Here is a 26,202-nt window from a genome sequence, read left to right on the forward strand (position 1 = left end):
GCGAGTCCGTGTTAGAAGATTATGATCCTCTAAAGGAATATGCTGTAGGAGTGGATATCGGGGGAACGAAAATTAATGCCGGACTCGTTACACCACAGGGGGACGTAGTACATACTGTAAGTCTGAGCACAAAGGCTGGGTTCACGAAGACCGTGGACCGAGCTATTCAGGCTATTCAAAAGCTAATGAATGAAGTTACAGCGATGCATGCAGGCATTCAGTTTAAAGGGATTGGTGTAGGAACGGCAGGACAAATCGATTGGGAGGCGGGGAGTATTCGCTCAGCCTCTGAGCTTATTCCTGGCTATGCTGGGACAGATTTGAAAGCGTTGCTTCAGACTCAGTTCCAGCTTCCAGTAATCGTAGATAATGACGTGAATGTACTGGCATTAACAGAGAAATATTTAGGTTCTTGTATAGGTGTAGAAGATTTTATCTGTCTTGCACTTGGAACGGGTGTAGGCGGAGCAATTATTGTAGAAGGTCGCCTTGTTCATGGTTCTTGGGGTGGGGCTGGAGAGTTAGGGCATATGTCTGTAGATTTCAAAGGGCCGGCATGCGTTTGTGGTGGGAAAGGCTGCTTAGAACACTATGCGTCAGGCACAAGCATTACTCGGCGTATGCAGGAAAAACTAACTATACACAGCCTGCCACTTGATAACATAAACTCACGAGAAGTGATCACGAGATGGAGGTCAGGAGACCGTCTAGCTACAGAAGTAATGGAAGAAACAATTGCTGCGCTTGGTTCAGCTATCGCTTCGTTTATTCATATTTTTAACCCAAAGGTTATTGTTATTGGTGGTGGAGTGGCTGAAGCAGGTGAGCTATTATTCGAAGGAATAAGAAAAGAAGTGGCTACGAGAACGATGCCATCGATGCTGGAAGGCGTCCGCATTGAAGCAGCCTATCGTGGCAATTCCTGTGGAATGATCGGTGCGGCATTACAGATCTGGGAGTACGGAGTCCCATCCCTTTCATCTAGTAATGAAGGCTTTATCTAAATCTCTTGATTAAATAGAATAATTTACCGATAATGTTAAAGGGGATGAGAGTAAAGGTCAAATCTTTCTGGGGTCCCTAATCCGTTTATAAGGAGTGATGATGTTTGAGTACGAACAACACCACAATGAAGTCCGAGAGAGGTCAGTATTCGTAAGGGAAGAACACCTCTCAATGACTACGGGAGGCACTATCGGAAATGATGAATTTAATGAACATGGTACGGGGAACAGAGAACGATCTACCCGCTAAAGAGATGATCAAGTATTGGAATCATGAGCCTGGAACTTTGAAGCTTGTGAGAGCAAGTAGCAATTTTATTTATACGTTTCAATGGAATAATAAGCACTATTATTTAAGGTTTACTCACGAAGAGGATAATAGCGCAGAGAATATTCAGGCTGAACTAGATTTTATGATGTACTTATTGGAACAGGGGTATGAGACCGTAGCGCCAGTACGCTCCAAGCAAGGGAAGTGGATTGAGACCCTTTCAACTGGAAATAGCAAATATCACGGGGTTGTTTTTGAACAAGCCCAAGGGGAATACGTTCCGCTTGAAGAGATGTCGGAGCTGCAGTTCCAACATTGGGGTCAAACGCTCGCGAGATTGCATAATTTATCTGAGACTTATGCTCCGAGCACACCCGCGCGTAAAAGCTGGGTCGATTCGCTTCAATTTATTTTATCCGTATTAAGAAGACACCCCGAGGAGCATAAAGCGCTTAAGGAATATGAACGAATTGAGGCGTGGCTAAGTGAGCTCTCTTTTGGCGTAGGGCATACGGGGCTGATCCATTTTGATTTTGAGACAGACAATATCTTTTATATGAAAGAGACATCTCGATATAGCGCGATCGACTTTGATGACTCTATGTATCACTGGTTTGCGATGGATATCACATCAGCGTTAAGAGATCTATCCAAGCAGAATGATGATGAGAGCAAGAAGAACATCGATCTTTTTATTAATGGCTATAGATCTGTAAAGCGGCTGGATGATGATTATATTAAGCTATTGCCAGAATTCCAAAGATTCTCTGACTTATATGGATTCGCTAGGTTACTTCGGAGTTTAGAGAATTTGGACGTTTCTGTTTGTCCGGAATGGGCACTACAGCTAAAATCAAAATTAGAAGGAATCTGTGATCGTATTCGGGATGGCTTTCATCCACATATTGCGCTGAAGACAATCACTGAGAATAACTGGTATGCCTGTACGCAATTAGAGGTGTCCAATGAGCAAAAGACGGTTTTTCCTGTACCAGTAGTCTATTGGTTAGCAGAATCGGCTTATTGTGGAATGACTCCGTTGGCTTTGTACGCAGATGAAGAATTGGTAGGATTCTCAGTATATGCCGTTGATCCTGAGGATGGAAGCTATTGGATTATGGCTTATATGATTGATCAGAAATATCAGAATAGAGGATTTGGTCGAACCGGAATGGATGCCTTGATTCGAACTATAAAAGCGGAACATCACTGCGACAAAATCGTTATTGGACATCGAATAGAGAACGAACGTGCTTCGAACTTATATACATCCCTTGGATTCGTTGAAATGAGCAGGGATGAGGTTGAAGTTATACGTGAGTTGATAGTGTAAAGAAAAGAGGCCGTTCCAAAAGTAGTTTTTGTACTACTTGGGAGCGGCTCTTCTTGTTATCCTGTAAATGACGTTCAAAATGATGATCTAAGTGAAGTTTCAATAGAACAATTAGGGAATTTCTCCCTCTAATTCTGAGATTATTGGTTGCCAGACTTATAATTAGGGAAAACCTCCCCTAAATTCGTCTGATTTGATGAAAATCAAAGGGATTAGCCTGATTTATAGGGAGGAATTCCCTAATTTCAATCATTATTAGCGAATATCGACTATTTATAGGGAGTTTTTCCCTAATTTGTTTTAAACCATTAAATATTAGGTCCACTCTTGTTCCAAAGAAGAATAAATAATCTCGTTGCACCATTGCTGATTACAGAATCTAGTCTCCCTAAGAACCCCGTCTTTAAACATCCCTGCTCTAATCATTACATTCTCAGATTGCACATTCTCGGCGTTGGCATATGCAACAACCCTATGTGCATTAAGAGAGCTAAAGGCATAACCTATCAGAGACTTCACGGCTTCAGTTGTATATCCCATTTTCCAATAGTCCGGGAGTAGGACCCAACCGATTTCCCATTCTCTGATTTCTTCCCAATTTAACTTTATGCTGACATTACCGATGGGCTTCATATCCAGCTTTGTACATATTGCAAGATCATAATATTGCCGTGGATCACATGTTGCTTGAGACAAGATCGAAAGGAAGTCATCTTTAATTTGTTTTGCATCAGGTGCAGTGTTCTCATATTTGTAGGATAGGGGATTTTGTTCTAGTTCTTCATAAAAAGAAGAATCACTGCTTGTATAATCTCTTAAAATTAATCGGTTCGATACTATTTCCATGAATATAGCACTCCTAGTTTAAGTTTTAATTGTTCTTCAGTTGCTACCGCCTAATACGATTACAAAGACTCTGTTATACGTACTCTGTAACTTCTTGTAGATCAATGTAATTTCCTTTATTTTTCATAATATTTACACATTATAAAAATATAAGCTTAACAACCTTCCATTTTTATCTACAAAAATAGTGGAATTGTGATAAAGTAATATTGGTTTATTTACTAGAGGGGGATTTTGGAAATGAAAATGATTAAATGGGGCATCACTGCAGCGCTGGCAGTATCTATGTTTGGTCCAATTCATACAGCGAAGGCAGCAGATACAAGTGTACAAGCAGAGACTACGACTCAAAACAACGATGATCTAATCTTTAAGATGGACTATACGGAGATGACCGTTGGTGACAAGGTTCCAGTGCAGATTTTTGCAAAAGGTCCAGATGGCTCATCCGAACGTGTTCCACTGTCTCAAGCAGATATGGTTATTGAGAAGCCTTACTTATTGCAAAAGCTGCCTGATGGTTCAATAAAAGCATTAGCCGTTGGCGAAACAAATGTAACCGTACGTTCAGGAGCTAATTCCAAAACGTTAAAGTTATCTATCAGTGCTGATAAGGACATCGAAACAGGTGTATTAATCAATGGCACGATGTATTTGCCTGTACAATCCACATTTAAGAGCTTGGGTGCAACTATTCAGACTAACACAGCCACTAAGACCTTTAGCATTCGTCTGGGAGATTTGCCTATCCAACTTCAGCTAGGCACTGATATTGCTATGGTGAATGGGAATAAGGTGAAAATGAGTGGTAAAGTGCAAACCGTGGATGGAGGAGCTGTATTCCCTGCAACCCTCTTAAAAACTTCATTGGGAGCAGTGTTGGACTTTGGTGCTCATTATGAGTCTTTGAACATCAATTTCGGTAAAGCGGAGTTATTTGCGTATACGAAAAATACGTTAAAAATAGCTAAAAGAGAATCTCAAGGGGATCTCGCTAAGCTAATCGGAAAGACTTATTGGTTCAACCAGTTTGACTCCGACTATAAATTCCAAAAAGCAACGATTGTTGATATTCTAGTGAACGACGATAATGAGTTTGCCATTTCTTTTAAATTGGCATCAGGTAAAGTTGTGGAGACTTATGATATGGAATATGATCAGGTCACTCGCGTTCTAGCAAACAAAGAGTATTTCTTTACGTCTGATCCTACCAAAATCTATAAATGGTCAAATGCAACATGGGCTAAAATTAAGGCAGGTAAAATTTCGACAGGAATGACCAAGCAGCAAGTAGAACTAAGCTGGGGAACCCCTATCGACAAATCAAGTCTATCCGGAAGTGGAATTACTGTAGAGACTTGGCGGTATGGAAATTATAACTATGTTACCTTTACGAATGGTGTTGTCTCCATGATTTACACGAACTAAGTTATCTATATCTATCCGATTCTAAACAATAGGACGTCTTCATTCTCGAAGGCGTCTTTTTTATATTCTACAGGAACTTTTGAACGTCTTTAATCATACAACCTGTCCTTGCAGCATATCTTTTGGAAGAAGCACTTTCAGAATGAAGTGTTGACTATTGTTGACCGAAATGAGGGGTTCATTCATGGCAAAGTCAAAACGTGGACATGCACTGTGGAGTTTACCATCCAGGGGTCGGGGTACTTGTCCGGTCTGTCAGAGCACACGGATCAAACTGCTTTATCCAAAAAGAAAAACGGACGGATCAGTCGTTAAGGTTTGTAAGCGTTGTGACAAGGCGCCTCAGACGAAAGTGGATGCAGTGTTGGTGTAAAAGAGTAACGCAAGGATGCCTAGTTGCAGCTATATGCATTTTGCATGTAGGTACAACTAGGCATCCTTATTTTGAAATATAAGAAAGTATAAAATTCACACTATGCTTGATATGAAATTATTTCAGCGTACGATGAATAACCTGATCACGTCTAGGTCCCACAGAAACAGTAGAAATACGTATTCCAATAGACGTTTCAATAAAGTCTACGTAACTTTTAGCTTGCTCTGGCAGCTCGTCGAAGTTTGTGATATGGGAAATATCGCAGTTCCAGCCAGATAAATACGTTATTATCGGTTTTGCTGTGTTTAACTTATTTGTTGCTGGAAACTTGTCGGTGATTTCCCCATTTTCAAGTTCATAGGCAACGCAAACCGGAATCTCATTTAAATAACCAAGAACATCCAGATTGGTCAGCACAACCTCCGTTGCACCTTGCATCAGGCAACCATAGCGTGTAGCTACTGCATCAAACCAACCCATACGTCTAGGACGACCCGTTGTTGCTCCAAATTCCCCTGCATCGCCACCTCGTGTGCGAAGTTCATCCGCTACAGGGCCTTCTAATTCAGATACAAAAGGTCCGGCACCAACACAACTGGAATATGCCTTCGTTACAGCGATAACATTCGTGATGGCAGCCGCAGGTAGACCCGCGCCGACAGGTGCGTATCCGGCAAGTGTCGATGAAGAGGTAGAGTAAGGATATATACCGTGATCAGGATCGCGCAGAGCGCCTAATTGCCCTTCAAGTAGAATCGTTTCTCCCTTTGCATAAGCTTCTTGTAGTATTTCTGTTGTATTGGCAACATATGGTGCCAATTGCGCAGCTTCCTTTTGTAACTGAGTCATTAATTCCGAGACTTGGATAGGGGCTTTCTTATATAAATGCTCCAGCAATACATTTTTTGAAGCAAGTAATTGTTCGAGACGTTTCTCAAGTCGGGCGGGATCAAACAAATCTGCAACTTGTATCCCGAGCTTCGCATATTTATCCGCGTAGAATGGCGCTATTCCTCGTTTGGTTGAACCGAACCCTTGTGACCCAAGTCGTTCCTCTTCCAGCTCATCAAACAAACGATGGATCGAAAGTACGATTTGAGCACGCTCAGACACGTACAACTTCGGCTGTGGAACCCCTCTATCTGCTAATGCTTGTAATTCCTTTACTAATACTTCTGTATCAAGAGCTGTTCCTGGTCCAATAATGTTTGTAACTGAAGGGTAAAATACACCAGAAGGCAGCATATGAAGCGAAAATTTTCCATACTGGTTAATGATAGTATGCCCAGCATTACTTCCACCTTGAAAACGAACAACATAGGATGATTGAGCGGCTAGTACATCTGTCATTTTTCCTTTGCCTTCATCTCCCCAGTTAGCTCCTACAATTGCGATTACGGTCACGTGATTACCTCCCAAGCTTGTGATTGGCTACAGCTCTAAGTATAATGCTAGATATAACATTAGAAAAATTGATATATGTAATATCTATTATAAGGTGAGGTAATGACTTGGGAATGGACATCAACTTGGAATGGTATCGCTCTTTTTATTGGGTAGCACAAACAGGCAGCTTAACTGCGGCAGCAGAACGGCTGAATATCACACAACCAGCGGTGAGTCACACGATTAAGCAATTGGAAGAAAAGATGGGCGGCCCTTTATTTTTCCGTACCTCTAGAGGGGTGGATCTAACAACAGAAGGAAAAGTGCTGCTGCGATTCATTGAGCAAGCCTTTCAGAATGTGGAGATGGGTGAGCGAGCGATTGCAGAAATGAACAATTTAAATAGTGGAGAGATTCATATCGGTGCAAGTGATACCCTCTGCAAATATTACTTGTTATCTTATCTCGAGCAATATCATGAACAATACCCTAACGTACGTATTCATATTACGAATCGAACAACACCGGAAACGCTCACGCTTTTAAAAGAAGGAAAAATTGATTTCGGCATCGTAAGCTTACCGGCATCTGACAAGCAGATTGAATTTCGTAAGAGTACACGGCTCCAAGATTGTCTTGTAGGAGGCAAGGGCTTCCGTCATTTAGCGGATAATACGATGCCGCTTTCAAACATCAAGCAGTACCCATTGTTGTTCCTGGAGCCAGGAGGCAGCACAAGAAAGTATATAGATGGGTTTCTTGCCTCCAATCATGTGACGATAACACCAGAGTTTGAACTAGGCAGTGTAGATCTTCTTGTTCAGTTCGCTTTGCGTGGCTTTGGTCTAGCTTTTGTTATTCGTGATTATGTAAGGGAAGCATTAAAAAGTGGGGAGCTTGTAGAAATCCCTTTAGATCCGCCATTTCCAGAACGTAACATTGGGATAGCGACTCTTCGAGGGGTTCCACTCTCTGCTGCATCAAAGTCCTTTCTAACCTTATTGGACTAAATTATATCGGATGCGGGATCATACATATGAGGAGGAGGCTAAGCTATGAGTGATTTGCTTGGTCGGCTACGTAAGGGATACGGGAAAAAGCTGCGTGCACTTCACACCTGGAACGGCTGGATCGTCGTGATATTAGCCTTGACTGGGCTTGTGCTAGTAGGCGGTTTCTGGCGAGGTTTCCTTGGTGAAGGCAGGGTATGGATTAAAGGCTTGCATATTGTGGTAGGAATTGCATCTATACTTCCAGTGATCTATTATCTTCTGCTGGCCAGTAAACATTGGAAACAGCTAAAGGAAAAACCTTGGCAGCGGTTCAATGTACTTGTTGTGCTCTTCCTGTTGCTTGGGTGGTTCGTTTCTGGTGTATTGTTATGGCAGTTTCGTACGGTAGGACCGCAAGTATCTAATCTTTCATTGGTCGTTCATGATGTCCTGACTTGGATTGGACTGCCTTACATTATCTATCACTCATTGACTCGTGTGAAGTGGTTGAAGGAGCCGAATCGTCGGACCATCAAGAGCGAGGGGAGTGCTATTACAACATCTCAGAATACTCCGCAGCCAGTCTATACACGTAGAGCTTTCATTCGAGGGACGATCGGTGTAGGGCTTGCCCTTACAATCGGACCCTCATTTGTAAAATGGTTAGGCAGCTCGATTGGAAACATCGGTGGCAGTGAAACGATCGATAAATTAATCGAGAATGACCGCAATCAGCTGTTGCCAGCACCGCAGCCACTGGCGGCATCGTCACCGCCTCTTGGAGGTGGGTCGCAGGGTCAATTCCGTGTTTATACTGTAACCCCTATTCCTGAGTTCACGAACGATAATTGGTCCTTTAAGTTGGATGGTCTTGTTGATCAGAGCTTTGCATGGAATTGGGAGCAATTCGTTCAATTGCAACGTACGGTTCAAGTGAGTGATTTTCACTGCGTGACAGGTTGGTCCGTCTATAAGAATACCTGGGAGGGCATCAAGCTGAAGGATCTTCTACAACTGGCTGGTGTGAAGTCCACTGCAAAGACAGTGAAGTTCTACTCAGGGGATGGGGTATATACAGATACCCTTACGCTGGAGCAGGCGGATATGGACGATGTTATGGTCGCGGTGATGCATGATGGGAAACCGATTCCGAGCGATCTCGGTGGACCGGTTCGGCTAATTGTCCCCAAAATGTTCGCCTACAAGTCAGTGAAGTGGCTGAACCGGATTGAACTGATCGAGGGAGAGCATACAGGATACTGGGAGCAACGAGGCTATTCGAATGACGCTTGGGTATAAATGAGTTTACTTAACCTTAATGGGCTTTGGGCCTGTTAAGGTTTTTTTGTGATTAGGGATGTAATCACAGAAATAATTCCATATATATAGAAGTGAATCAACGAGGGGCAGAGATCATCTGAGGAAAATTAGTTTTTTTGTAAATAAAAGGAGTATGGTGAGTTGGTTTCTGATAAAATAAAGCAAATGCTGGAAAAAGTTACCGGATCGGTTAGGGAGGTGTTTATGTTGAACGGTGCGAGATCCGTAAAGCTATTAGGACTTATAGTTGGCGTGGTGTTACTGAATATTATCGTTTTGTCACCAGGGTTATTAGGGGTCGAAATTGGGGGAGTAAGCGTTCTAGAGACTTCCTTTGGCGTGACATTAGTAGTGATCAGTCTTCTTGTTGTCCTTTATGGAAGTTATAATTTGCTGTTTAAAGCTTCGGTGGTTCCACCTGTAAAAGAGATAAAGACGTATGAGGATTATATAGCAGCGCTCACGCAATACAAAAATGTAAAGGTGCTGAAGAAGGACATTACACTGGCTTTGGATCAGGTCATTCGAATGGAAAAGAAGAAAAATACGTTAATGGTTATCCTTGGTCAGAGATTTGAGCAGTCGGAGCTAAGCTTCAAGAAGTTTGGTGCGGTCAGTTATGAAGTAGAGAAGCTTTTCTATCTGAATATCCGAGGGATACTTAATAAGTTAAGTGTTTTTGACGCTTCGGAATTCTCCCTTTTTGCCAGTCAGCAGAGACCTGCGCAGTTCTCGGATAAATTGGTGCAGAAAAAAACAGCGCTATACAATGAATACTTGGCTTATGTAACAGGTTATCTCGGTGCAAACGAAGAGATTTTGCTGAAGTTAGATCAATTACTTCTCGAAATATCGCTTTTAGACAGTACGAATTATAAAGATGTTGAAGATATGCCTTGTATGAAGGAGATCGATGAATTGATCAAACAGACGAAATTCTATAAGCAATGAAAGGAAGATGCGAATGGCTAGGAAAGGGAGAACATTTTTAGTCCTCGGAATTATAACAGTGATAGTTTTTGCTCTTGTGTATTTTGGGATTACCTTAACATCTAATTTAGGCAAAACCACTACTGAGGTTTCGTCAGAAGATGCAGGAAAGCGGTTGGAAAAACTTTATAAAAAAATTAACGTAAATATCGCGGAGCAAGTTAAAGGACAAATCGACCTTGATCCTGTAGCGATTGGTGATTCCTTACCGGATATTTCTAAATTTCCTATATCAGTAACCAATACAACGGATAGCTTTGTCGAAATCTTTTCATCCACAGAGAAATCAGGAACGGGTAATGATGGATGGCTTAATGAAGTGGCGACAGACTTTAATAGTTCCAATATAGAAGTGAACGGATTACCTGTTTCAGTAAAAATTCGCAATATTGCATCAGGAACAGCGACGGATTACATAAGGTCTGGTAAATATATACCAGATGCGTTTACACCATCCAATGAGTTATGGGGTGAGATGGTAAAAGCGAACGGAATGAATACGCAGCTTATAACCAATCGTCTTATTGGTAATGTAGCCGGTATTGTCACGAATAAAACGAAATATGATGAGTTAGTAGAAAAGTATGGTTCTTTAAACGTTAAGACAATTACTGATGCGATAGCGAATAATGAATTATCTATGGGTTACACAGATCCTTTTGCCAGCTCAACAGGTTTGAACTTTCTTGTGACTGCACTTGGGACGTTTGACAGCTCTGATTTGCTTGGAGAGCAAGCAGTTCAGGGCTTTGAGAAATTCCAAGCGAATGTACCTTTTATCGCATCGACTACTTTACAAATGCGTGATGCGGCTAAAACGGGGAAGCTGGATGCTTTTGTATTAGAGTACCAAATTTACGCAAATGCCCCCGAACTAAAGGGTAGTTATGTATTTACCCCTTTTGGTGTAAGGCATGACAGCCCTCTTTACGCATTAGGTGATCTTCCACAAGAGAAGCTGGACACTATTAAGAAATTCGCGGAGTTTGTTGAACAGGATAAGTATCAGCGTTTGGGTGAGGAAAAAGGTTTTAATGGACTGAATGACTATCATTCGGAGGTTAATCCAGTGGATGGCAGTCTTTTATCCTCGGCTCAAAAGCTGTGGAAGGAGAAGAAAAACGGCAATAAACCCATTGCGGCAGTATTTGTAGCTGATGTCTCAGGTAGCATGAACGGTGAGCCTTTAAATCGTTTAAAGCAATCATTATTAACAGGACAGAAATACTTAGGCAAAGATAATAGTATTGGTTTTGTTTCCTACTCCGATAACGTTACGATAAATCTTCCAATTGGCAAATATGACACGAATCAGCAGTCGATGTTTGTTGGGGCAATAGATAGTCTTCAGGCGAATGGGGGGACAGCGACTTTTGATGGAATTGTGGTGGCACTCAAAATGCTTCAAGACGAAATGAAGATAAACCCGGAAATCAAACCTTTAATCTTTGTATTAAGTGATGGAGAAACGAATGAAGGTCATTCACTGAATGATATCAGGGGCTTAATTGAAACCTATAAAATTCCGATTTACACCATTGGCTACAACGCAAATATTAAAGCACTGGAGAGCATTTCAAGTATTAATGAAGCGGCTAACATCAACGCGGATACAGACGACGTAGTCTATAAAATCGGAAACCTGCTTAATGTTCAAATGTAAGTTACAACTTTTAGGAGGGGTTCTATGTCTTTTACGATGGAAGTGGTAAGTCGGGAGAAATTGAAATCAGCGATTGAAGAACAGGTTAAACCTGAGCCACAGGAAGTAACACAATTGAAGGAAATGGCGATAACCAATGTCTCGACGATTTTGGAGCTAGATTTAGAATCTTTGGATAAACGAAAAGAAGTGCTGCAATCCATAGACAGCTTCGGGATGAGCACCATGAGATCGTCTTCAGACAAGAACTCTCTTTTGCAAGTTTCTGTAGGGAATTTATCAAAAACAGGGGATGAAGGCGGGCAAGTAGCTAAAGGGTTAACGGAACTAAACCTCCAGCTGAAAGATTTAGACCCAAGCGCAGTGGATTTTGCCAAAAGTGGTCTTCTAGGGAAGTTCTTTAACCCATTGCGGAGTTATTTTGCGAAGTATCAAAAAGCAGATGCTGTAATCTCAGATATTATCATTTCTTTAGATAAAGGCAAAACCGTATTGAAAAATGATAACACTACATTAGAGTTTGAGCAGCAATCGCTTAGAGAGCTCACTAAAAAACTGCAGAAAGAAATTCAGCTAGGAATGCTGATGGATCAGGAGATTGAGGCTCAGCTAGATGCAGCCAAGCTACGTAATGAGTCTGAAGAAAGAGTAAAGTTCATAACCGAGGAGGTGTTGTTTCCTCTGCGGCAGCGTGTGATGGATCTGCAACAGATGCTGGTAGTAAATCAGCAGGGAATTATGGCGATTGAAGTGGTTATACGAAATAATAAAGAGCTAATTAGAGGGGTGGACAGAGCTAGAAATGTTACGGTTTCTGCCCTGAAAATCTCCGTTACGGTGGCCAGTGCACTCTATAATCAACGAATTGTTTTGAAAAAGATTGAACTCCTAAATCAAACAACCAACACGCTAATAAGCGGCACCTCAAAAATGTTGAAAGATCAGGGGGCGGCGATCCATAAGCAATCCCTAGAATCTAGCATTTCAGTAGATACATTAAAACAGGCATTTACAGATGTGCTATCCGCTTTAGATTCGATCAGTACGTATAAGCAGGAAGCTCTTCCTAAAATGCGTGAAACCATTAACCAGTTCAGAGAGCTGGCAGATAACGGAGAACAGCAGATCGTGCGGCTCGAGAAGGGAAATAAGCTGGGCTTGTAGCTATTTCCAGTCTAAACCCATCCTAGCCTTTAGTCTGGTAAGACTCCGGTCCTAAGACTGTTTTGAGCCTTCTCTTTCTCACGTATAATGAGATTAATTGATAACGTGAGAGGAAGGACATAAGAAATGAACGATAAGTTGTATACAATGCCGATCGGAGCGGTAGATTCCATGCAGATTCCCGTAGAATCGAAATCACAATCTAAACCAGGCAAACGTCGATCAAGTCCCAAGACCTATCGGAGTATGTTGTATTTTATAATCTCTTTGCCGATTACGATTGTATATTTCGTGTTTATGGTGACAGGATTAGCATTATCGATTGCTTTAACACCAATTTTCATCGGTATACCCTTGTTTTTCGCAGTAGCTAAAGGGTTAGATTACATTGTGAAATTTGAGCAAGAGCTAGTAAGATCACTACTGGATATTCCTAGACCGAGTGAAGAGCGCAGAACGGATATGAAGCAAGAGGGAGCGGGCTTCCTGCAACGCATGAAGTTAGGTTTTGATGGTGCAAAGTTTGCACGTAACATCATGCTGATTATGGGACGATTCGTATCCAGCATTATCTTCTTCTCACTAACGATAACTGTGGTAGCGGCAGCGCTAGGTCTGATCACACTACCTGTGCTACATCAGATTTTCTTGCAAACGATGAATTTGAATATTTTGGAGAATAGTGTGTTTGCCTTATTTAATATCGACTGGACATTATCTCAGCAATATATTTCTTATGTTGTAGCGGGACTCGTCGTTGCTGTGATCGCAACTTGGGTGATTAAGTCGTTGATGGATGTACAGCGTAGAATGTTGTTTGTATCCTACGAGGAAGAACGTCAGTATTAAATGGAAAGAAGCGTAGCTCTTAAAGAGCTACGCTTCTTATACTTTTATCGCTATCTTAATGAATTAGTCCACAGCTCAATAAGTTATTAAGCTTCTAAACAGTAGGCTTGTAGCTGCTTGCGCTTATCAGCAGTCATGCCGAATTCCTGTTCGAGGAAAATCTCTACACTTTTATAACGCGCGTCAATGGCAGAGAAAATGGCTTCCATGAATTCTCTACGTAATATAAGCGCAGCCATAACAGTATCGACTTCCTTCGGTGACAGATGCTGTGAGGCTTGCTTTTTTATTTGCTCATTCAAAGGACCAAGTGTCTGATTGGAGAGTAAATAGTCTTCTATAATCGTCTCTCTTGGAACCCCAAGTGCTAGGAAGATGAATGCTGATCCTACGCCAGTGCGGTCTCTTCCGCCGGCACAATGATGCAGGATACTGAATTCATCTGGAAGCATAATGGTTGCCATAAGTCGCTTAAAGGAAGGGTTATTAAAGGCCATATCCAAATACATATTAACCAAGAAGTCTGTCGTAAAATGTTCAAGGAATCCAGAACGAACCACATCTCTCATGTCTCCAGGCACCTCTTGCTTTAGCGCAGGTACACAAATGTTATTAACTCCTGGAATGACTGGATCTGGTTTTAAACGAATTTCTTCTATTCCCCGATAATCAAATATGGTCTTAATTCCAAGTGATTTAAAGAGCTTTATATCTTGATCGGTCATTCCTGTTAATTCGGCTGATCGAAAAAACAAACCGTATTTGACTCTACGGCCATCTGAGGTGGTGTATCCGCCCATATCTCGGAAATTGAGGATGCCTTTAAAGGGGAGAACACGACGCTTAGAATCTGTTGTTTCTAGTTTCTGGTTCATTTTCGTACCACCTTTGGTTGGTTATTGAATAGGCTATTCTAAAATGTAGAAAGGGTGTCGCTTAACCATAAAAGTTTGCCCTTAATACTATATATAGTACCATGATAAATGCCAACAAAAAAACATAGCAAAAAGGTCACCTTTTCTGTAAAATCGTTTGCAATATCATGTAACGTTATTGCGCTGTATACGGAAAAATTCTAGTAGGAGTGTGTAAAATGAATTTAAAAGAAAAGTTGATAGTAATAAAAGAAAATGGCTACCAAGCACCTCCCGATACATACCAGTTGATACAAGAAATGATACATAACATCGGTTCTGTGGATGCCGAGCTGCGTGATGACCTGATTTATACAATCTTATCACATTGGATTCCTGGTAATTCTCTAACTGCAAATGAACTAGAACAACTTCTTCCAGTTATTTTGGATCATAACCATTTGCATTTTAAGCTTGGTGAAACAAATACAGACGCTGTCTTTACTCGATCTTTCTCAATGCTAGTCATACCACTCGTCTTAGAGAGACATAGAGAATCACCATTTCTCTCAAGAGAGCAAATTCATCAGATAAAAGAGAAAGTATTTTACAATGTACAAGAAGAGCAAGATTACCGCGGGTATGATGAAGAAAAAGGCTGGGCTCATGCCATAGCCCATGCAGCAGATGCTTTAGACGATTTAGCTCAATGTTCCGAACTGGATAACAATGACCTCATAACAATTCTCCATTTGGTTTATGAAAAGATGATCATAACAGATCGAATTTACTCCGATGGGGAAGATGAGAGAATGGTAAGACCCATAATTAGTGTTTTAAATAGAAAAATACTTAGTCAGACTTATGTAGAGCAATGGATTCAAAGTTTTGGTGATGTGGAGAAAAATTCAGAGTTTCTTCCTGCCTTTAGACAAAAAAATAATATAAAGAACTTTCTGAAAAGTTTATACTTTCGAGTTAAATTTTATAAAGTAGATGCCAATCTCTGCCCAACTATCGAGCATACATTATATAGAGTAGAAAAAGTATACTATTCCTAGCTGGAAGTTCACTTGTGAAAAAATGTTCATAATCCCATATAAATCCTGTATAATGAGAAGTGTGAAAACGTTTGAACAATAATCAGGAGGGGTTCTATGCATTCAAGTGGATTATTTAAATGGAGCTTTTGGGGACTTGCTGTATTATTTTTGTTAGCGCTCTCGGGATGTTCCAGTAACGGAAATGTAAATGAAAAAGTTGCTACTTCACCAACCCCCACTCCAACGATAAGCAATACTTCTAATGCGTCGGATAGCCCAACCAGTGTGGAGGTGGCAGAAGGTACCGTGCACATCGAAAATATAGGTGAGCGGAGAATATTTGTTTATTTGCCTGCAGGATATGAAACTGACAACGAGCGTTATCCCGTTGTGTATATGCACGATGGGCAGAATGTTTTTAATACAAATACCAGCTCTTTAGGCAAAGAATGGAGAGTGGAGGAGATCATTGATCAGCTCGTTGCTGATGGAACTATGGAGAAGGTTATCGTGATAGGAGTCGCTTCAAGTGATGGATCAGAACGGGGAATGGAGTATGTTCCATTTCCGGATGAGTCTATTCCTTCGGATGGAACGAGTGCAGAGAAATTTACCCAATATTTTATCAATACAGTTATTCCTTATGTCGACGATGCTTATCGGACCATTCCCGATCGGGATCACCGTATGATTATGGGATCGTCATTCGGTGCTATTCAGGCATTGTGGATGGGTTATCAACATCCGGAGACCTTCTCAGTGATAGGGGCTTTATCCCCTGCCACTTGGGTAAGCAATGGGCGTATATTGGATGAGCTAGCGAAAGAGACCGGGAAGCCTGCATTGAAGATTTGGCTCGACATGGGTGTAACTGAAGGAATGCCAATTGATCCGCTTGTGAATGTATTAAAGTCGAAGGGATTTGTATTAGGTAAGGACCTATTCTTTCAGATGGACCCTCTGGGTACACATGAAGAGAAGTCATGGAATAGACGTGTACATAGTCCATTGATTATGTTCGCCGGGAAAGAGGCTGTACAAAAGAGCAAGCTTGAAGTAAGCGACTATCTGACATTACTCTCACCGGAAGCACTCGATGTACGCCTTAATTTAATAGCCACTATGGATAATGGGATGGATTATACAATCCTTGACGGAGTTGGATATGAAGTGTTGAATCCTGAAGTGGGGCAGATTGATATGGCAGGTAAGGTGAGCTTCCTGAAACCGGAATCCTTGAAAGTTAATGTTTCATTTCAAGGTGTTACTGAAGAACATTTGGTTAACTATGAGCATTATGTAAAGGTATTTAAAGTTTATGTGAAATCTCTTGATGTTGACGAGAACGGGAATGAGTTCTCCATTAACCTTAAGACCTCAGCTCGAAAAATTAATTCAACTCCTGAATATATCACAGCGCTAGTGAGGGCCGCTGAAAAAATCGGTATATATAAAATTAAGGAGATTCAGGAGGATGTAATTCGTATAATCTTTAATACGAAGTAGTCATAGAAATTCATATTTGAGTTTCCTATCATCCTAACTAAGGGAAGCGGATTCCCCGGCTGATAATCAAGGGATTTCTCTCTAATTCTTTAAACTAAAAGGAGCTGACCCCCTAAGTAGCATTTCCTACTTATGGAGTCAGCTATTTTTATCGTAAAATATACCCTCCATCCGGAAATAGGGCGCTTCCCGTAGTATAGTTATTAGTCATCAAATAAATGGTTGTATGTGCTGCTTCGTCGGCATGGCCAACCCTGCCAAGGATATTCATATTCGTATATTCATCGTAAGCTTTATCTCTAGTTTCCTGCTCTGCACCTTCCCAATTAAAGTTGGTATGAATGGTCCCTGGGGAAATGACATTTACCCGAATCGGAGCTAATTCTACAGCCAATGCTTTTCCCAGACTCTCAATCGCGCCGTTACAAGCTGCATAAGATGCACCGTCTGCAAGTGGTCGTTGACTGAATGCGCCAGACATCAGAACAACGGAGCCTTTAGGATTAATATATGGGATCGCGTATTTCACAGCATTATATTGAGGCCAGAACTTTGCATTAAAGCAGCTATGAGCAATCTCTAAGCTTGAAGTAATGGGTCCTCTAACATAGGAGGCGCCCGGAGTAAACAAATGATCGAAGTTGCCGATTTTTTCGAAAAAAGACTTTAAGTCTTCTTCATTTTGATTATCAAGCGAATGAATTTCGGTAGAATCGAGCCCAAGAAATTGTTGAGCTTTAGCTAGTTTATCTTGAGAACGACCGGCGATAATGACCTTTGCACCTTGGTCAACAGCTTGTTTGGCGGTAGCTAGACCGATCCCCGAACTTCCACCGATGATGACTACGCGTTGATTTTTTAATGAAATAGTAGACATGTGTATCTTCTCCGTTCATAGTGAAATGGACTTATTAATTTCTGTTTTTTATTATTAGATATAAAAGAGAATCTGCACAGTACGCACTTTTTTCGTACTAGGTACGATTGTTCGTACTAGCTGATTAGAAAATACAGCATATGGCTATCGAAAGAGGGGATCACATGGATTTACTGGAACCGAGATTGACCGGAGTGCTAACAACGCTTGAAAAGATCGGTGGAAAGTGGAAGCCGCTTATTTTGTTTATTTTATTGATAGATGGCACGAAACGATTTGGTGAACTAAGGAGAATCATCCCAGCTGTCTCACAGGGAACATTAACTAAGCAACTACGGGAGCTTGAAGAGGATCAACTTATCGATCGTGTGATTTTTCATGAGCTTCCATTGAGGGTGGAATATAGTATTTCAGAACATGGCAAATCACTAATTACTGTTTTGGATAGCATGTGTGGCTGGGGAAGGATGCATCAGGAGTATTTAAATAATACAAATAAGTAAGGGGCGGACATTATTATAAATACTATTTTGCAGGACCCAACGGGTCAGGCCTATAAGACGCTGATACAGGTAGCTATGGAAGTGTGTGATGAATTTATTTTGGTCAAACGTGATCAGATGGAGTTAGAGTCAGAAGGATATGAACTATTGGAACGGTTACAGCCTTTTCTCAAAGAGATCGTCAAAGATGATTATTGGCCGGGAACTCGGCTTATGGGACATTATGCAGATGTTTATTATTTTAGATGCTCAACGGATGCGGTCGATATCCTACTATCCTATTCTACGAGCTTGTACTCATGGGTGCAGACTAGGGTACCCGATGATCTTTGCTTTTTAAGCCATGGGCGACCGTGGTTAATCAATACAGCTCATGAGCGAGAAAGCAATATTGTAACTGATGTAGAAGAGGTGCTTAACAGACTAGAAGAGAGCGGACTATTGTTCCGTGACTTATCTGTGTTTTATCCTTAATAAAGATAACAATGAGGCGATGTTTGCAAAGACATAGTCTCTTTTTTGTGCTGGAAATTTTTGTAGACAAAATGGTCTACAAGTTGTAAACTCTAATTCAAATGGAAGGTCTAGGAATTGTAGACCAACGGGAGGCGCAAGGTTGAAGGATCTCAGACTGACCGAAATGGAAGGGAGATTTGCGGAATTAATATGGGATCATGAACCGATTCCGTCAGGAAATCTGGTGAAGTTATGTGAATCCGAGCTCAACTGGAAGAAATCTACGACGTATACGATGTTGAAAAGACTTGAAGCTAAAGAGATTTTTAAAAATGTTAATGGTGTGGTAGGTTCTCTTATCAAAAAGGATGACTTTTATGCGGAGCAGAGCAAGGCGTTTGTGCAGGAAACCTTTGGCGGTTCGTTACCCAAATTTTTGGCTGCTTTTACAAAGAGTCGGAAATTAAGCGACACCGAAATAGATGATGTTCTAAGACTAATCCACGAGCATAAGGAGGAGTAACGGTGGATCAGCTGTTTGGACATATTTTAAACATGAGCATTACGGGAAGTTATGTGATTGTGTTTATCATCGTGGCACGGCTGTTCTTAAGAAAAGTTCCCAAAATATTCTCCTATGCCTTATGGTCAGTGGTTTTGATCCGACTCCTGTGTCCGTTCTCGATTGAGAGTATATTTAGTTTTATCCCATCTGAAGTACAGAACTCACCTCTAAATAAGCTATACACACAAACGCCTCAAATCCAAAATGTAATCAACACATACGAGCAAGCCGTAAATAATATATCACCCGTACCTATCCCCTCTACACCTGCTGCACCAAGTGGTATAATCCCTTCAAATCCTTCAGACGCGTGGATTAACATAGGCCAATATATATGGTTGATCGGGATTGGGCTGCTGCTCATCTACAGCATTGTTGCCACTGTTCGACTTTCACGAAACTTAAGAGCCGCAACCCCTCTCTTCGAAAATGTATATGAACATAACGGCATCTCCACACCTTTTGTATTCGGCTTCCTTAAGCCTAGAATATACCTTCCAAACGGTCTTTTGGATCATGAAAAAGCTTATATCATCAAACACGAGCAATTGCACATACACAGATGCGACCACATCATAAAACCTCTCGCGTTCGCTGTTCTGTGTATTCATTGGTTTAATCCAGTGGTTTGGCTTGCTTTTTATCTGATGAGTGATGATATGGAGAAGTCCTGTGACGAAAGCGTCATAAGACAGATGGGCAGCGGAATCAAAAAGGAATATTCGACCTCACTCTTATCCTTATCTACTGGAAGACGATTTATTAGCGGTTCACCACTTGCCTTTGGAGAGAGCAACACGAAAGGGCGGATAAAAAATATTTTAAATTACAAAAAACCAGCCTTTTGGGTTGTTTTAGTCGCAATCATAGTCGTGGCTGCGCTGTGTGTCGGACTCATAAGTAATCCGAAAAATGATCCATTAACCGTAAAAGATTATGCCGAGCAATTTATGGAGCATAACATTACGAGCTATGAGAATAGTACAAATGTTAAGATGGTTGACAGTAAAATTACTAAGCTTGATAAAATAGCGTCATTCGACGATCTGTTTGCAACACCCTTGGAAATTTGGAGTTTAGAATATCGCTTGAAACCGGATGATCCAATTAAGCTGACGATGACGGAAAATGTGGTTGATGGATTTATCACCGAAGAAGGAAGCATGGGAAAACCGATACTTATTTTTTCCATTATGAATTCAACACCACAATATTTGGGCGTAATCAGGAGTGGAGAGAATGATATATCCACACCAGCCGGTCAGGAAATGGCAGTGCGTGTGTTTCTTGAAGCAAACCATCACCTTCCGCATGAAACTTATAGTGGGAATCATATTCTAGTGAAATTCCCCTTAACGACAGGCGAAACAAGCCAACTATTGTTATCCCAACCTGTTATTCAAGGAGATTCAGGAATTTGGAGCGTAGAACGCTGGAAGGATTCGAATGGAAATGAATATTACAATACACCTCAAACCGATGTTACGATAGCTGAATATTATGCCCGTCTGCAGACATTAGCGGATCAGGGGGAGGAGCCAGCACTGCTTGATCCTTTGCAGGTCGCCATGAATTATATAAGCAATGATATTGGAATGGGTCAGCATGTTAAGCTGGATCAGCTTGTGGTGGACAATGAGGCTACAGCTGATGATTTTGCGATCACGCCCGAGAGTATATTAATGGGCTATGTTTTTAATCTTAGCCTGGAGAATCATACCTTTGATTTTGATAACATTGAATGGCTAACAATGGAGGATTCCGCTCGCTTTAAAGGGTTGAATATTAATCCAGATGAGGATATGCCCAATGGATTTTATATCCTCAACAAATATACGTATACCGATCCATTAGAGGTTACAGAGGATACGAGATATTCTATAGTTGATGCTAATGCGGGTGCTCTAAAAGAAGTAAGTAAGCAGGAGTTTATTGAATATTTCAAGCAATATACTGATTTTGTGCCCCCGTGTGTGATTACTAAAAAAGACGGATATGTCACCAGCATTGCTGAGAAATATATGCCGTAATTTATACGCTGATGAAAAAGTTGAAGAACCCGCATTTAGTGCGGGTTCTTCAGCATGTTCATCAGCGCTGGCTTATTTACGTTAGCTTCGGCACATTGTATTCGGTTTTTCGCATACATTTGGCTCGTATACGTTAGCTTCGGCACATTGTATTCGGTTTTTCGCATACATTTGGCTTATTACGTTAGCTTCTGCACATTGTATTCGGTTTTTCGCATACATTTGGCTCGTTTACGTTACCTTCGGCACATTGTATTCGGTTTTTCGCATACATTTGTCCGTAAGCTCGACTAAAACATGTATTCTAAGGATTTAAGGTCCGCTCGGTCCGTCATCCCAAAGAGGCGTGTGCTTAATTAAAAACAGGGCTCTCCATGGTCAACAGTTGAATATAGACCCATCCCTTGAGTTCATTTCACATTTCTCCGCAATCTAGAAAATTTAAGAATTCTATTATAGCAAGCATAAACGCCTTCGGTGTTCTTAATAGGACGCTAGAGTCTAGGCCATTGGTAGACCCAACTGTTTACGAAACTTATTCCGAACTACGACAGAGAGTGCATCTAGCTCGACAAGCTCTGCCAGAGCGTACGCCTTTTGAAGACCAACCTGCATTAGATGCAGTACATGTGACACGGATGCACCGCCAGCTCCATTTTCTTTTTTTACAATTACGTCACCTGCGGAAATTTCTCCCTTAATACTGATCTGACAATTTACAAAATTCCAACTATTTAAAGAATGGTATTGATAATTATTCTCATATGATTTATTATGATAACGATTCTCATTATCATTACATTATTTTAAGTAATGATAAAAAAATAAAGATGGGGAGAGAGAAAATGAATCAGAAAAAAGTTTTATTAGCAGGGGTATCAGCGGTTTTAGCTTTGAGTTTGGCGGCTTGCGGTAACAATGAAAAGGATAACGCAGCTTCAAAAAATGCAAATAATTCCGCTGTAGCAGCAGAGGGAAATGCAAACAACAAAGGAAATACGGCTCAGGAGGCGGTAGCCACTGAACAAACCATTACATATCTAGGTAAGGATTATGTAGTACCTGCAGAGATTCACAATATCGTAGCTGCAAGTCTGGAATCTATGGAAGATGCTGCAATCCTAGGAGTGAAACCTGTAGGCGTACTTGCTATAGCAAATGCCATTCCAGGTTATCTGTCAACGGAATTAGCTGGTGCATCTTTAGTGGGGGATAAATTTGCCCCAAGCAATGAGGCGATCTTGCAGCTAGATCCAGATGTTATTTTAGGGTCTTCCAAGTTTGGTGAAGATGTGTCGGGTGCGCTTAATAAAATTCAAACGATGATTCCTTATTCACATATATCAACGAATTGGAAAGATAATCTGCTTTTACTAGGTCAATTATCCGGAAAGACCTCAGAAGCAGAAAAGATTATTAGCGATTATGAATCAAAAGCTGCTAGTGCAAAGGCTGACGTTGGAGAAAAGTTGAAAGATAAATCAATTCTAGTTATTCGTATTCGTGAGGGTAGTATGTGTGTGTATCCAGCGGGTGTTTACCTGAATCCGGTTATTTACGAAGATTTAGGTGCTGCCATTCCCGAAGTAATAACAACTACTAAAGCTCAAGCTGAGCTTTCACTAGAAGCTTTAGCGGAAATTAATCCGGACTATATTTTCTTGCAGTTTGAGACCAGCGAGAATACGGATAATGCAACGGCACTTGATGATTTACTTAAGAATCCGATCTTCAAAAGCGTAAATGCAGTCAAAAACAATCATGTCTTTGTAAATGCAATTGATCCGTTGGCGCAAGGTGGTACGGCTTGGTCTAAAGTAAGATTCCTGGATGCTGCAATTGAAAATCTCTTGAAGTAAAACCGAAGGTGCGATGAATAAGATGAATACAAAAAATTGGAAAGTTATATTGATTCTATCAACTTCTCCATTATTCATCGTATTAGCAATGGTTGTATCCGTCTTATATGGTGTTAAGGATATTGGAATAGTAACAATCTGGCAGGCGATTACACACTTCGATGCAAATAATGTGGACCACAACATTATTATGACATCTAGATTACCGCGTGTAATCGCCGCTTTATTAGTTGGAGCGGCCCTAGCTGTTTCAGGGGCGTTAATGCAAGGCGTTACACGGAATTATCTTGCATCACCATCGATTATGGGAGTAAATGACGGATCGGCATTTGTTATTACGTTGGCTATGGTGTTTTATCCTGGATTATCGAATGTTCATATGATTCTTTTATCCATGGTGGGTTCCGCTATCGGAGCGGGTTTGGTTTTCGGATTTGGCTCATTGGTCAAAAACGGCTTATCTCCAGTCAGACTAGCCATTATTGGTACTGTAATTGGTACATTTTTAAGTAGTATTGCCTCAGCAGTAGCAATGTTTTTTCAAGTCTCACAAAATGTTAGTGTTTGGTATAGCTCGAAAATACATACTGTAAATCCAGATATGCTAATATTGTCCATTCCTTTTATAATCGTTGGTCTGCTCTTGGCAGTTAGTATTTCTAAATCTGTAATGGTTGCCTCCCTAGGGGATGAAACGGCAATTAGCTTGGGTCAACGGACAAAATGGGTGAAAATCATCAGTATTTTATCTGTTGTATGTCTGACCGGGACAGCAGTGGCCTTAGTAGGTAAGATTGCCTTTGTAGGTCTAATCATTCCTCATATTACACGTTTTATCGTTGGTATCGACTATCGTTTCATCATTCCTTGCTCAGCAGTCATTGGGGCTGTTTTTTTAGCATTTTGTGATGTCTTAAGCCGGTATATTAACTTTCCGTTTGAGACGCCAATTGGCGTTGTGACAGCCTTTATTGGAATCCCGTTCTTCCTTTATTTAATTCGGGTTAAAGGGGGAGAGCAACGTGGATAGAGGCAGAATACAGTTTAGTCGCTATATATTGACGCTACTAGCTTTTATCCTGCTAACACTTGTGGCGGGGTATTTTCATCTAACGAATGGCGCTTTTGATATGTCTGTCATGGATGTGATAAAAACGCTGCTGCGAATAGATCCCAATCCTAAGTTTGACCTGGTTATTTTTCAATTTCGACTACCACGGATCATTATTGCGTCATTAGTAGGCATAGGTCTGGGGATGGCTGGAACGGCCATTCAAGGCATTACCCGAAACGGACTGGCTGATCCAGGTATCCTTGGGATTAATGCCGGTGCCGGAGCTGCCATCGTTGCATTTATGTTTTTCTTTCAGATGTCAGGGGTTACTTTTTTTAAAGAAAGCTGGTTTTCGATACTAGCCATGCCTCTCTTTGGTTTTGTGGGGGGGCTTGCCGCAGTTGTGGTTATCTTTATTTTCTCTTGGCGGAATGGTGCACTTGATATGCAACGTTTGATATTGACAGGGATCGCGATAAGCAGTGGTTTTGGGGCGTTGTCGTTGTATCTATCTCTAAAAATGAATGCAAGTGATTATGAAATGGCTGCGGTATGGAGTGTCGGAAGTATTTACAGCGCGAATTGGACTTATATCATAATGATCACACCTTGGGTACTGATTTTAGGATTTGTGATGTATCGAAAAAGCTATTTGCTCAATTATTTTCAATTGGAGGATTCCAGCACAAAAAGCTTGGGGATCTCCGTAGAAAAAGAAAAGCTGATCTTTCTGTTATGCAGTGTGGGGATTGTAAGTGTTTGTGTATCTGTATCCGGTTCTATAGGTTTTATAGGCTTGATGGCGCCTCATATCGCCAGAAGATTAGTAGGGATTAATCACCGCTATATTATGTTATCCAGTGCAGTGATTGGGATGTTTTTGCTGGTGATCTCGGATTATTTTGCCAAAACAATATTTCAGCCGGCAGAGTTACCCGTGGGTATAGTCGTTTCGATTATTGGTATTCCTTATTTCTTATATTTATTAGCAAAGTCAAGAGTGTAAGGGAGAGTGTACAGATAAAATGTCAACACAAGTAGAGCTCGAACACACAGAATCATGGAAACTAGAATCTCAGTATATGGGTTACACGTACGATATAAAGGTTTCTCTTCCCAGAGAAGCAGCACCAGAAAAGGGCTTTCCCGTGTATTACATGCTCGATGGTAATTCATATTTTCAATTGGGTCGGGATGTTGTGAAATTGCAGTCAAGAAATGCCCCAAAAACTTTTATTGCACCAGCAATTGTGATTGGTATTGGACATTATGGTTCAGATGAAGAGGTCTCTAAAAGAAGATTTTATGATTTCACACCTCCTGCGAAGCAGTATGTATATCCGGATCGATTGAAAAATGCTGACATAGGACCACATGGTGGTGCTGAAAAGTTACTATCTTTTTTAGAGTTGGAATTAATGCCCCTGATCTCTGAAAAATATAATATCGATCAGCATAAGCAAGTTTTGTTTGGTCACTCATTAAGCGGGTTGTTTGTTCTCCTGACGCTGTTTACTCGTGCCGAGCTATTCCAGTATTATTTGGCCTCTAGCCCCTCGATTTGGTGGAATGATCATGAAATCTTGGCGTATGCGGAGGAGTTTTATAAGAAGGGTCAAACGATAAGATCCGAGAAAAGAAAGCTATTGATCACAGTGGGCAGTGAAGAGGCGTTTATGGTCGATGATGCTAAAGGATTATTTTCGAAATTGTGTGAGTATTCTTTGCCTGATTTGCAGGTTGAGCATTACATAGCGCCAGATGAAAACCACGCGTCAGTAGTACCGACCATCATGAGCAGAGCGTTCCGTATGTTGAATTGTTAAGGAAGGG

The 26,202-nt window shown here is 41.0% G+C and carries 25 protein-coding genes; 20 read left to right on the forward strand and 5 right to left on the reverse strand.

Translation table 11 applies throughout. From position 1 onward, the window contains the following. The first annotated feature begins 8 nt into the window (after window positions 1-8). Together MKY52_RS25225 and MKY52_RS25230 are read left to right on the forward strand one after the other, a co-directional pair. Complete coding sequence (locus MKY52_RS25225; RefSeq protein WP_341054271.1) at window positions 9-1,004, forward strand: ROK family protein; 996 nt, start codon at window positions 9-11, stop codon at window positions 1,002-1,004. 197 nt (window positions 1,005-1,201) lie between these two features. Next, window positions 1,202-2,608 (forward strand): GNAT family N-acetyltransferase, encoded by a 1,407-nt coding sequence (locus tag MKY52_RS25230; protein WP_341054273.1) that lies wholly within the window; start codon window positions 1,202-1,204, stop codon window positions 2,606-2,608. 315 nt (window positions 2,609-2,923) lie between these two features. Here the strand turns inward: MKY52_RS25230 and MKY52_RS25235 are convergent, their stop codons facing one another. Beyond that, window positions 2,924-3,454 (reverse strand): GNAT family N-acetyltransferase, encoded by a 531-nt coding sequence (locus MKY52_RS25235; protein ID WP_341054274.1) that lies wholly within the window; start codon window positions 3,452-3,454, stop codon window positions 2,924-2,926. Between the two features lie 240 nt (window positions 3,455-3,694). On the opposite strand from MKY52_RS25235, the gene MKY52_RS25240 reads away from it, so the two are divergent. Continuing rightward, window positions 3,695-4,882, forward strand: a complete 1,188-nt coding sequence (locus MKY52_RS25240; RefSeq protein ID WP_341054275.1) for a stalk domain-containing protein — start codon at window positions 3,695-3,697, stop codon at window positions 4,880-4,882. 184 nt (window positions 4,883-5,066) lie between these two features. Further along, a complete protein-coding gene (locus tag MKY52_RS25245) occupies window positions 5,067-5,255 on the forward strand; it encodes a hypothetical protein (protein ID WP_076121390.1) in 189 nt (62 codons plus the stop codon). Between the two features lie 117 nt (window positions 5,256-5,372). On the opposite strand, the gene MKY52_RS25250 is transcribed toward MKY52_RS25245, so the two are convergent. Next, complete coding sequence (locus tag MKY52_RS25250; protein WP_340969084.1) at window positions 5,373-6,662, reverse strand: adenylosuccinate synthase; 1,290 nt, start codon at window positions 6,660-6,662, stop codon at window positions 5,373-5,375. 113 nt (window positions 6,663-6,775) lie between these two features. Here MKY52_RS25250 and MKY52_RS25255 point away from each other — a divergent pair, with 113 nt between their 5' ends. The 6 genes from MKY52_RS25255 (at window position 6,776) to MKY52_RS25280 (ending at window position 13,622) form a co-directional block, all read left to right on the forward strand. Beyond that, window positions 6,776-7,654 (forward strand): LysR family transcriptional regulator, encoded by an 879-nt coding sequence (locus MKY52_RS25255; RefSeq protein ID WP_341055627.1) that lies wholly within the window; start codon window positions 6,776-6,778, stop codon window positions 7,652-7,654. A gap of 45 nt (window positions 7,655-7,699) precedes the next feature. Further along, on the forward strand, window positions 7,700-8,935 hold the full coding sequence (locus MKY52_RS25260) for a molybdopterin-dependent oxidoreductase (RefSeq protein WP_341054278.1): 1,236 nt from the start codon (window positions 7,700-7,702) through the stop codon (window positions 8,933-8,935). Between the two features lie 162 nt (window positions 8,936-9,097). After that, on the forward strand, window positions 9,098-9,907 hold the full coding sequence (locus tag MKY52_RS25265; protein ID WP_341054279.1) for a hypothetical protein: 810 nt from the start codon (window positions 9,098-9,100) through the stop codon (window positions 9,905-9,907). 13 nt (window positions 9,908-9,920) lie between these two features. Continuing rightward, window positions 9,921-11,609 carry a vWA domain-containing protein gene (locus tag MKY52_RS25270; RefSeq protein ID WP_341054282.1) on the forward strand — a complete coding sequence of 563 codons (1,689 nt, stop codon included), beginning with the start codon at window positions 9,921-9,923 and terminating at the stop codon, window positions 11,607-11,609. A 24-nt stretch (window positions 11,610-11,633) separates the two neighbouring features. Next, window positions 11,634-12,773: a toxic anion resistance protein gene (locus MKY52_RS25275; RefSeq protein ID WP_341054283.1), complete on the forward strand. Its 1,140-nt coding sequence runs from the start codon at window positions 11,634-11,636 to the stop codon at window positions 12,771-12,773. 126 nt (window positions 12,774-12,899) lie between these two features. Then, window positions 12,900-13,622, forward strand: a complete 723-nt coding sequence (locus tag MKY52_RS25280) for a sensor domain-containing protein (RefSeq protein ID WP_341054285.1) — start codon at window positions 12,900-12,902, stop codon at window positions 13,620-13,622. 86 nt (window positions 13,623-13,708) lie between these two features. On the opposite strand, the gene MKY52_RS25285 is transcribed toward MKY52_RS25280, so the two are convergent. Continuing rightward, window positions 13,709-14,497 (reverse strand): tyrosine-protein phosphatase, encoded by a 789-nt coding sequence (locus tag MKY52_RS25285; RefSeq protein WP_341054286.1) that lies wholly within the window; start codon window positions 14,495-14,497, stop codon window positions 13,709-13,711. 218 nt (window positions 14,498-14,715) lie between these two features. Between MKY52_RS25285 and MKY52_RS25290 the strand changes: the two genes are divergently transcribed. After that, complete coding sequence (locus MKY52_RS25290; protein WP_341054287.1) at window positions 14,716-15,537, forward strand: DUF2785 domain-containing protein; 822 nt, start codon at window positions 14,716-14,718, stop codon at window positions 15,535-15,537. A 96-nt stretch (window positions 15,538-15,633) separates the two neighbouring features. Then, window positions 15,634-17,025 carry an alpha/beta hydrolase gene (locus MKY52_RS25295; protein ID WP_341054289.1) on the forward strand — a complete coding sequence of 464 codons (1,392 nt, stop codon included), beginning with the start codon at window positions 15,634-15,636 and terminating at the stop codon, window positions 17,023-17,025. Between the two features lie 148 nt (window positions 17,026-17,173). Here MKY52_RS25295 and MKY52_RS25300 read toward each other — a convergent pair whose 3' ends face one another. Continuing rightward, complete coding sequence (locus tag MKY52_RS25300) at window positions 17,174-17,902, reverse strand: SDR family oxidoreductase (RefSeq protein ID WP_341054290.1); 729 nt, start codon at window positions 17,900-17,902, stop codon at window positions 17,174-17,176. A gap of 164 nt (window positions 17,903-18,066) precedes the next feature. On the opposite strand from MKY52_RS25300, the gene MKY52_RS25305 reads away from it, so the two are divergent. The 4 genes from MKY52_RS25305 (at window position 18,067) to MKY52_RS25320 (ending at window position 21,456) form a co-directional block, all read left to right on the forward strand. Further along, entirely contained in the window at window positions 18,067-18,405 is a 339-nt protein-coding gene (locus MKY52_RS25305) for a winged helix-turn-helix transcriptional regulator (protein WP_341054291.1), read from the forward strand. An 81-nt stretch (window positions 18,406-18,486) separates the two neighbouring features. Further along, on the forward strand, window positions 18,487-18,879 hold the full coding sequence (locus MKY52_RS25310) for a hypothetical protein (RefSeq protein ID WP_341054292.1): 393 nt from the start codon (window positions 18,487-18,489) through the stop codon (window positions 18,877-18,879). Between the two features lie 142 nt (window positions 18,880-19,021). Then, window positions 19,022-19,384: a BlaI/MecI/CopY family transcriptional regulator gene (locus MKY52_RS25315; RefSeq protein WP_341054293.1), complete on the forward strand. Its 363-nt coding sequence runs from the start codon at window positions 19,022-19,024 to the stop codon at window positions 19,382-19,384. A gap of 2 nt (window positions 19,385-19,386) precedes the next feature. Further along, a complete protein-coding gene (locus tag MKY52_RS25320) occupies window positions 19,387-21,456 on the forward strand; it encodes a M56 family metallopeptidase (protein WP_341054294.1) in 2,070 nt (689 codons plus the stop codon). A 501-nt stretch (window positions 21,457-21,957) separates the two neighbouring features. Here the strand turns inward: MKY52_RS25320 and MKY52_RS25325 are convergent. Further along, window positions 21,958-22,092, reverse strand: coding sequence for a hypothetical protein (locus MKY52_RS25325; RefSeq protein ID WP_341054296.1), 135 nt, complete (start codon window positions 22,090-22,092; stop codon window positions 21,958-21,960). Window positions 22,093-22,301: 209 nt separating this feature from the next. On the opposite strand from MKY52_RS25325, the gene MKY52_RS25330 reads away from it, so the two are divergent. From MKY52_RS25330 to MKY52_RS25345, 4 genes are read left to right on the forward strand one after another with little or no spacing between them, the layout of a single operon-like run. Then, the gene (locus MKY52_RS25330) at window positions 22,302-23,315 is read left to right on the forward strand and encodes an ABC transporter substrate-binding protein (RefSeq protein ID WP_341054297.1); all 1,014 of its coding nucleotides are present in this window, start codon (window positions 22,302-22,304) and stop codon (window positions 23,313-23,315) included. A 13-nt stretch (window positions 23,316-23,328) separates the two neighbouring features. Further along, on the forward strand, window positions 23,329-24,345 hold the full coding sequence (locus MKY52_RS25335) for a FecCD family ABC transporter permease (RefSeq protein ID WP_341054298.1): 1,017 nt from the start codon (window positions 23,329-23,331) through the stop codon (window positions 24,343-24,345). Continuing rightward, entirely contained in the window at window positions 24,338-25,375 is a 1,038-nt protein-coding gene (locus MKY52_RS25340; protein ID WP_341054299.1) for a FecCD family ABC transporter permease, read from the forward strand. Before MKY52_RS25335 ends, MKY52_RS25340 begins: the two co-directional genes overlap by 8 nt. A gap of 19 nt (window positions 25,376-25,394) precedes the next feature. Next, on the forward strand, window positions 25,395-26,195 hold the full coding sequence (locus tag MKY52_RS25345; protein ID WP_341054300.1) for an alpha/beta hydrolase: 801 nt from the start codon (window positions 25,395-25,397) through the stop codon (window positions 26,193-26,195). The last annotated feature ends 7 nt before the right edge of the window (window positions 26,196-26,202 follow it).

Source organism: Paenibacillus sp. FSL P4-0184 (assembly GCF_038004625.1).
Taxonomy (GTDB): domain Bacteria; phylum Bacillota; class Bacilli; order Paenibacillales; family Paenibacillaceae; genus Paenibacillus_AQ.

Coding starts and splice junctions, on each gene's coding strand:
- MKY52_RS25230 (WP_341054273.1), top strand. CDS start 1,202: ATGATGAATTTAATGAACATGGTACGGGGAACAGAGAACGATCTACCC.
- MKY52_RS25235 (WP_341054274.1), bottom strand. CDS start 3,454: ATGGAAATAGTATCGAACCGATTAATTTTAAGAGATTATACAAGCAGT.
- MKY52_RS25240 (WP_341054275.1), top strand. CDS start 3,695: ATGAAAATGATTAAATGGGGCATCACTGCAGCGCTGGCAGTATCTATG.
- MKY52_RS25245 (WP_076121390.1), top strand. CDS start 5,067: ATGGCAAAGTCAAAACGTGGACATGCACTGTGGAGTTTACCATCCAGG.
- MKY52_RS25255 (WP_341055627.1), top strand. CDS start 6,776: ATGGACATCAACTTGGAATGGTATCGCTCTTTTTATTGGGTAGCACAA.
- MKY52_RS25260 (WP_341054278.1), top strand. CDS start 7,700: ATGAGTGATTTGCTTGGTCGGCTACGTAAGGGATACGGGAAAAAGCTG.
- MKY52_RS25270 (WP_341054282.1), top strand. CDS start 9,921: ATGGCTAGGAAAGGGAGAACATTTTTAGTCCTCGGAATTATAACAGTG.
- MKY52_RS25275 (WP_341054283.1), top strand. CDS start 11,634: ATGTCTTTTACGATGGAAGTGGTAAGTCGGGAGAAATTGAAATCAGCG.
- MKY52_RS25280 (WP_341054285.1), top strand. CDS start 12,900: ATGAACGATAAGTTGTATACAATGCCGATCGGAGCGGTAGATTCCATG.
- MKY52_RS25285 (WP_341054286.1), bottom strand. CDS start 14,497: ATGAACCAGAAACTAGAAACAACAGATTCTAAGCGTCGTGTTCTCCCC.
- MKY52_RS25290 (WP_341054287.1), top strand. CDS start 14,716: ATGAATTTAAAAGAAAAGTTGATAGTAATAAAAGAAAATGGCTACCAA.
- MKY52_RS25295 (WP_341054289.1), top strand. CDS start 15,634: ATGCATTCAAGTGGATTATTTAAATGGAGCTTTTGGGGACTTGCTGTA.
- MKY52_RS25300 (WP_341054290.1), bottom strand. CDS start 17,902: ATGTCTACTATTTCATTAAAAAATCAACGCGTAGTCATCATCGGTGGA.
- MKY52_RS25305 (WP_341054291.1), top strand. CDS start 18,067: ATGGATTTACTGGAACCGAGATTGACCGGAGTGCTAACAACGCTTGAA.
- MKY52_RS25330 (WP_341054297.1), top strand. CDS start 22,302: ATGAATCAGAAAAAAGTTTTATTAGCAGGGGTATCAGCGGTTTTAGCT.
- MKY52_RS25335 (WP_341054298.1), top strand. CDS start 23,329: ATGAATAAGATGAATACAAAAAATTGGAAAGTTATATTGATTCTATCA.
- MKY52_RS25345 (WP_341054300.1), top strand. CDS start 25,395: ATGTCAACACAAGTAGAGCTCGAACACACAGAATCATGGAAACTAGAA.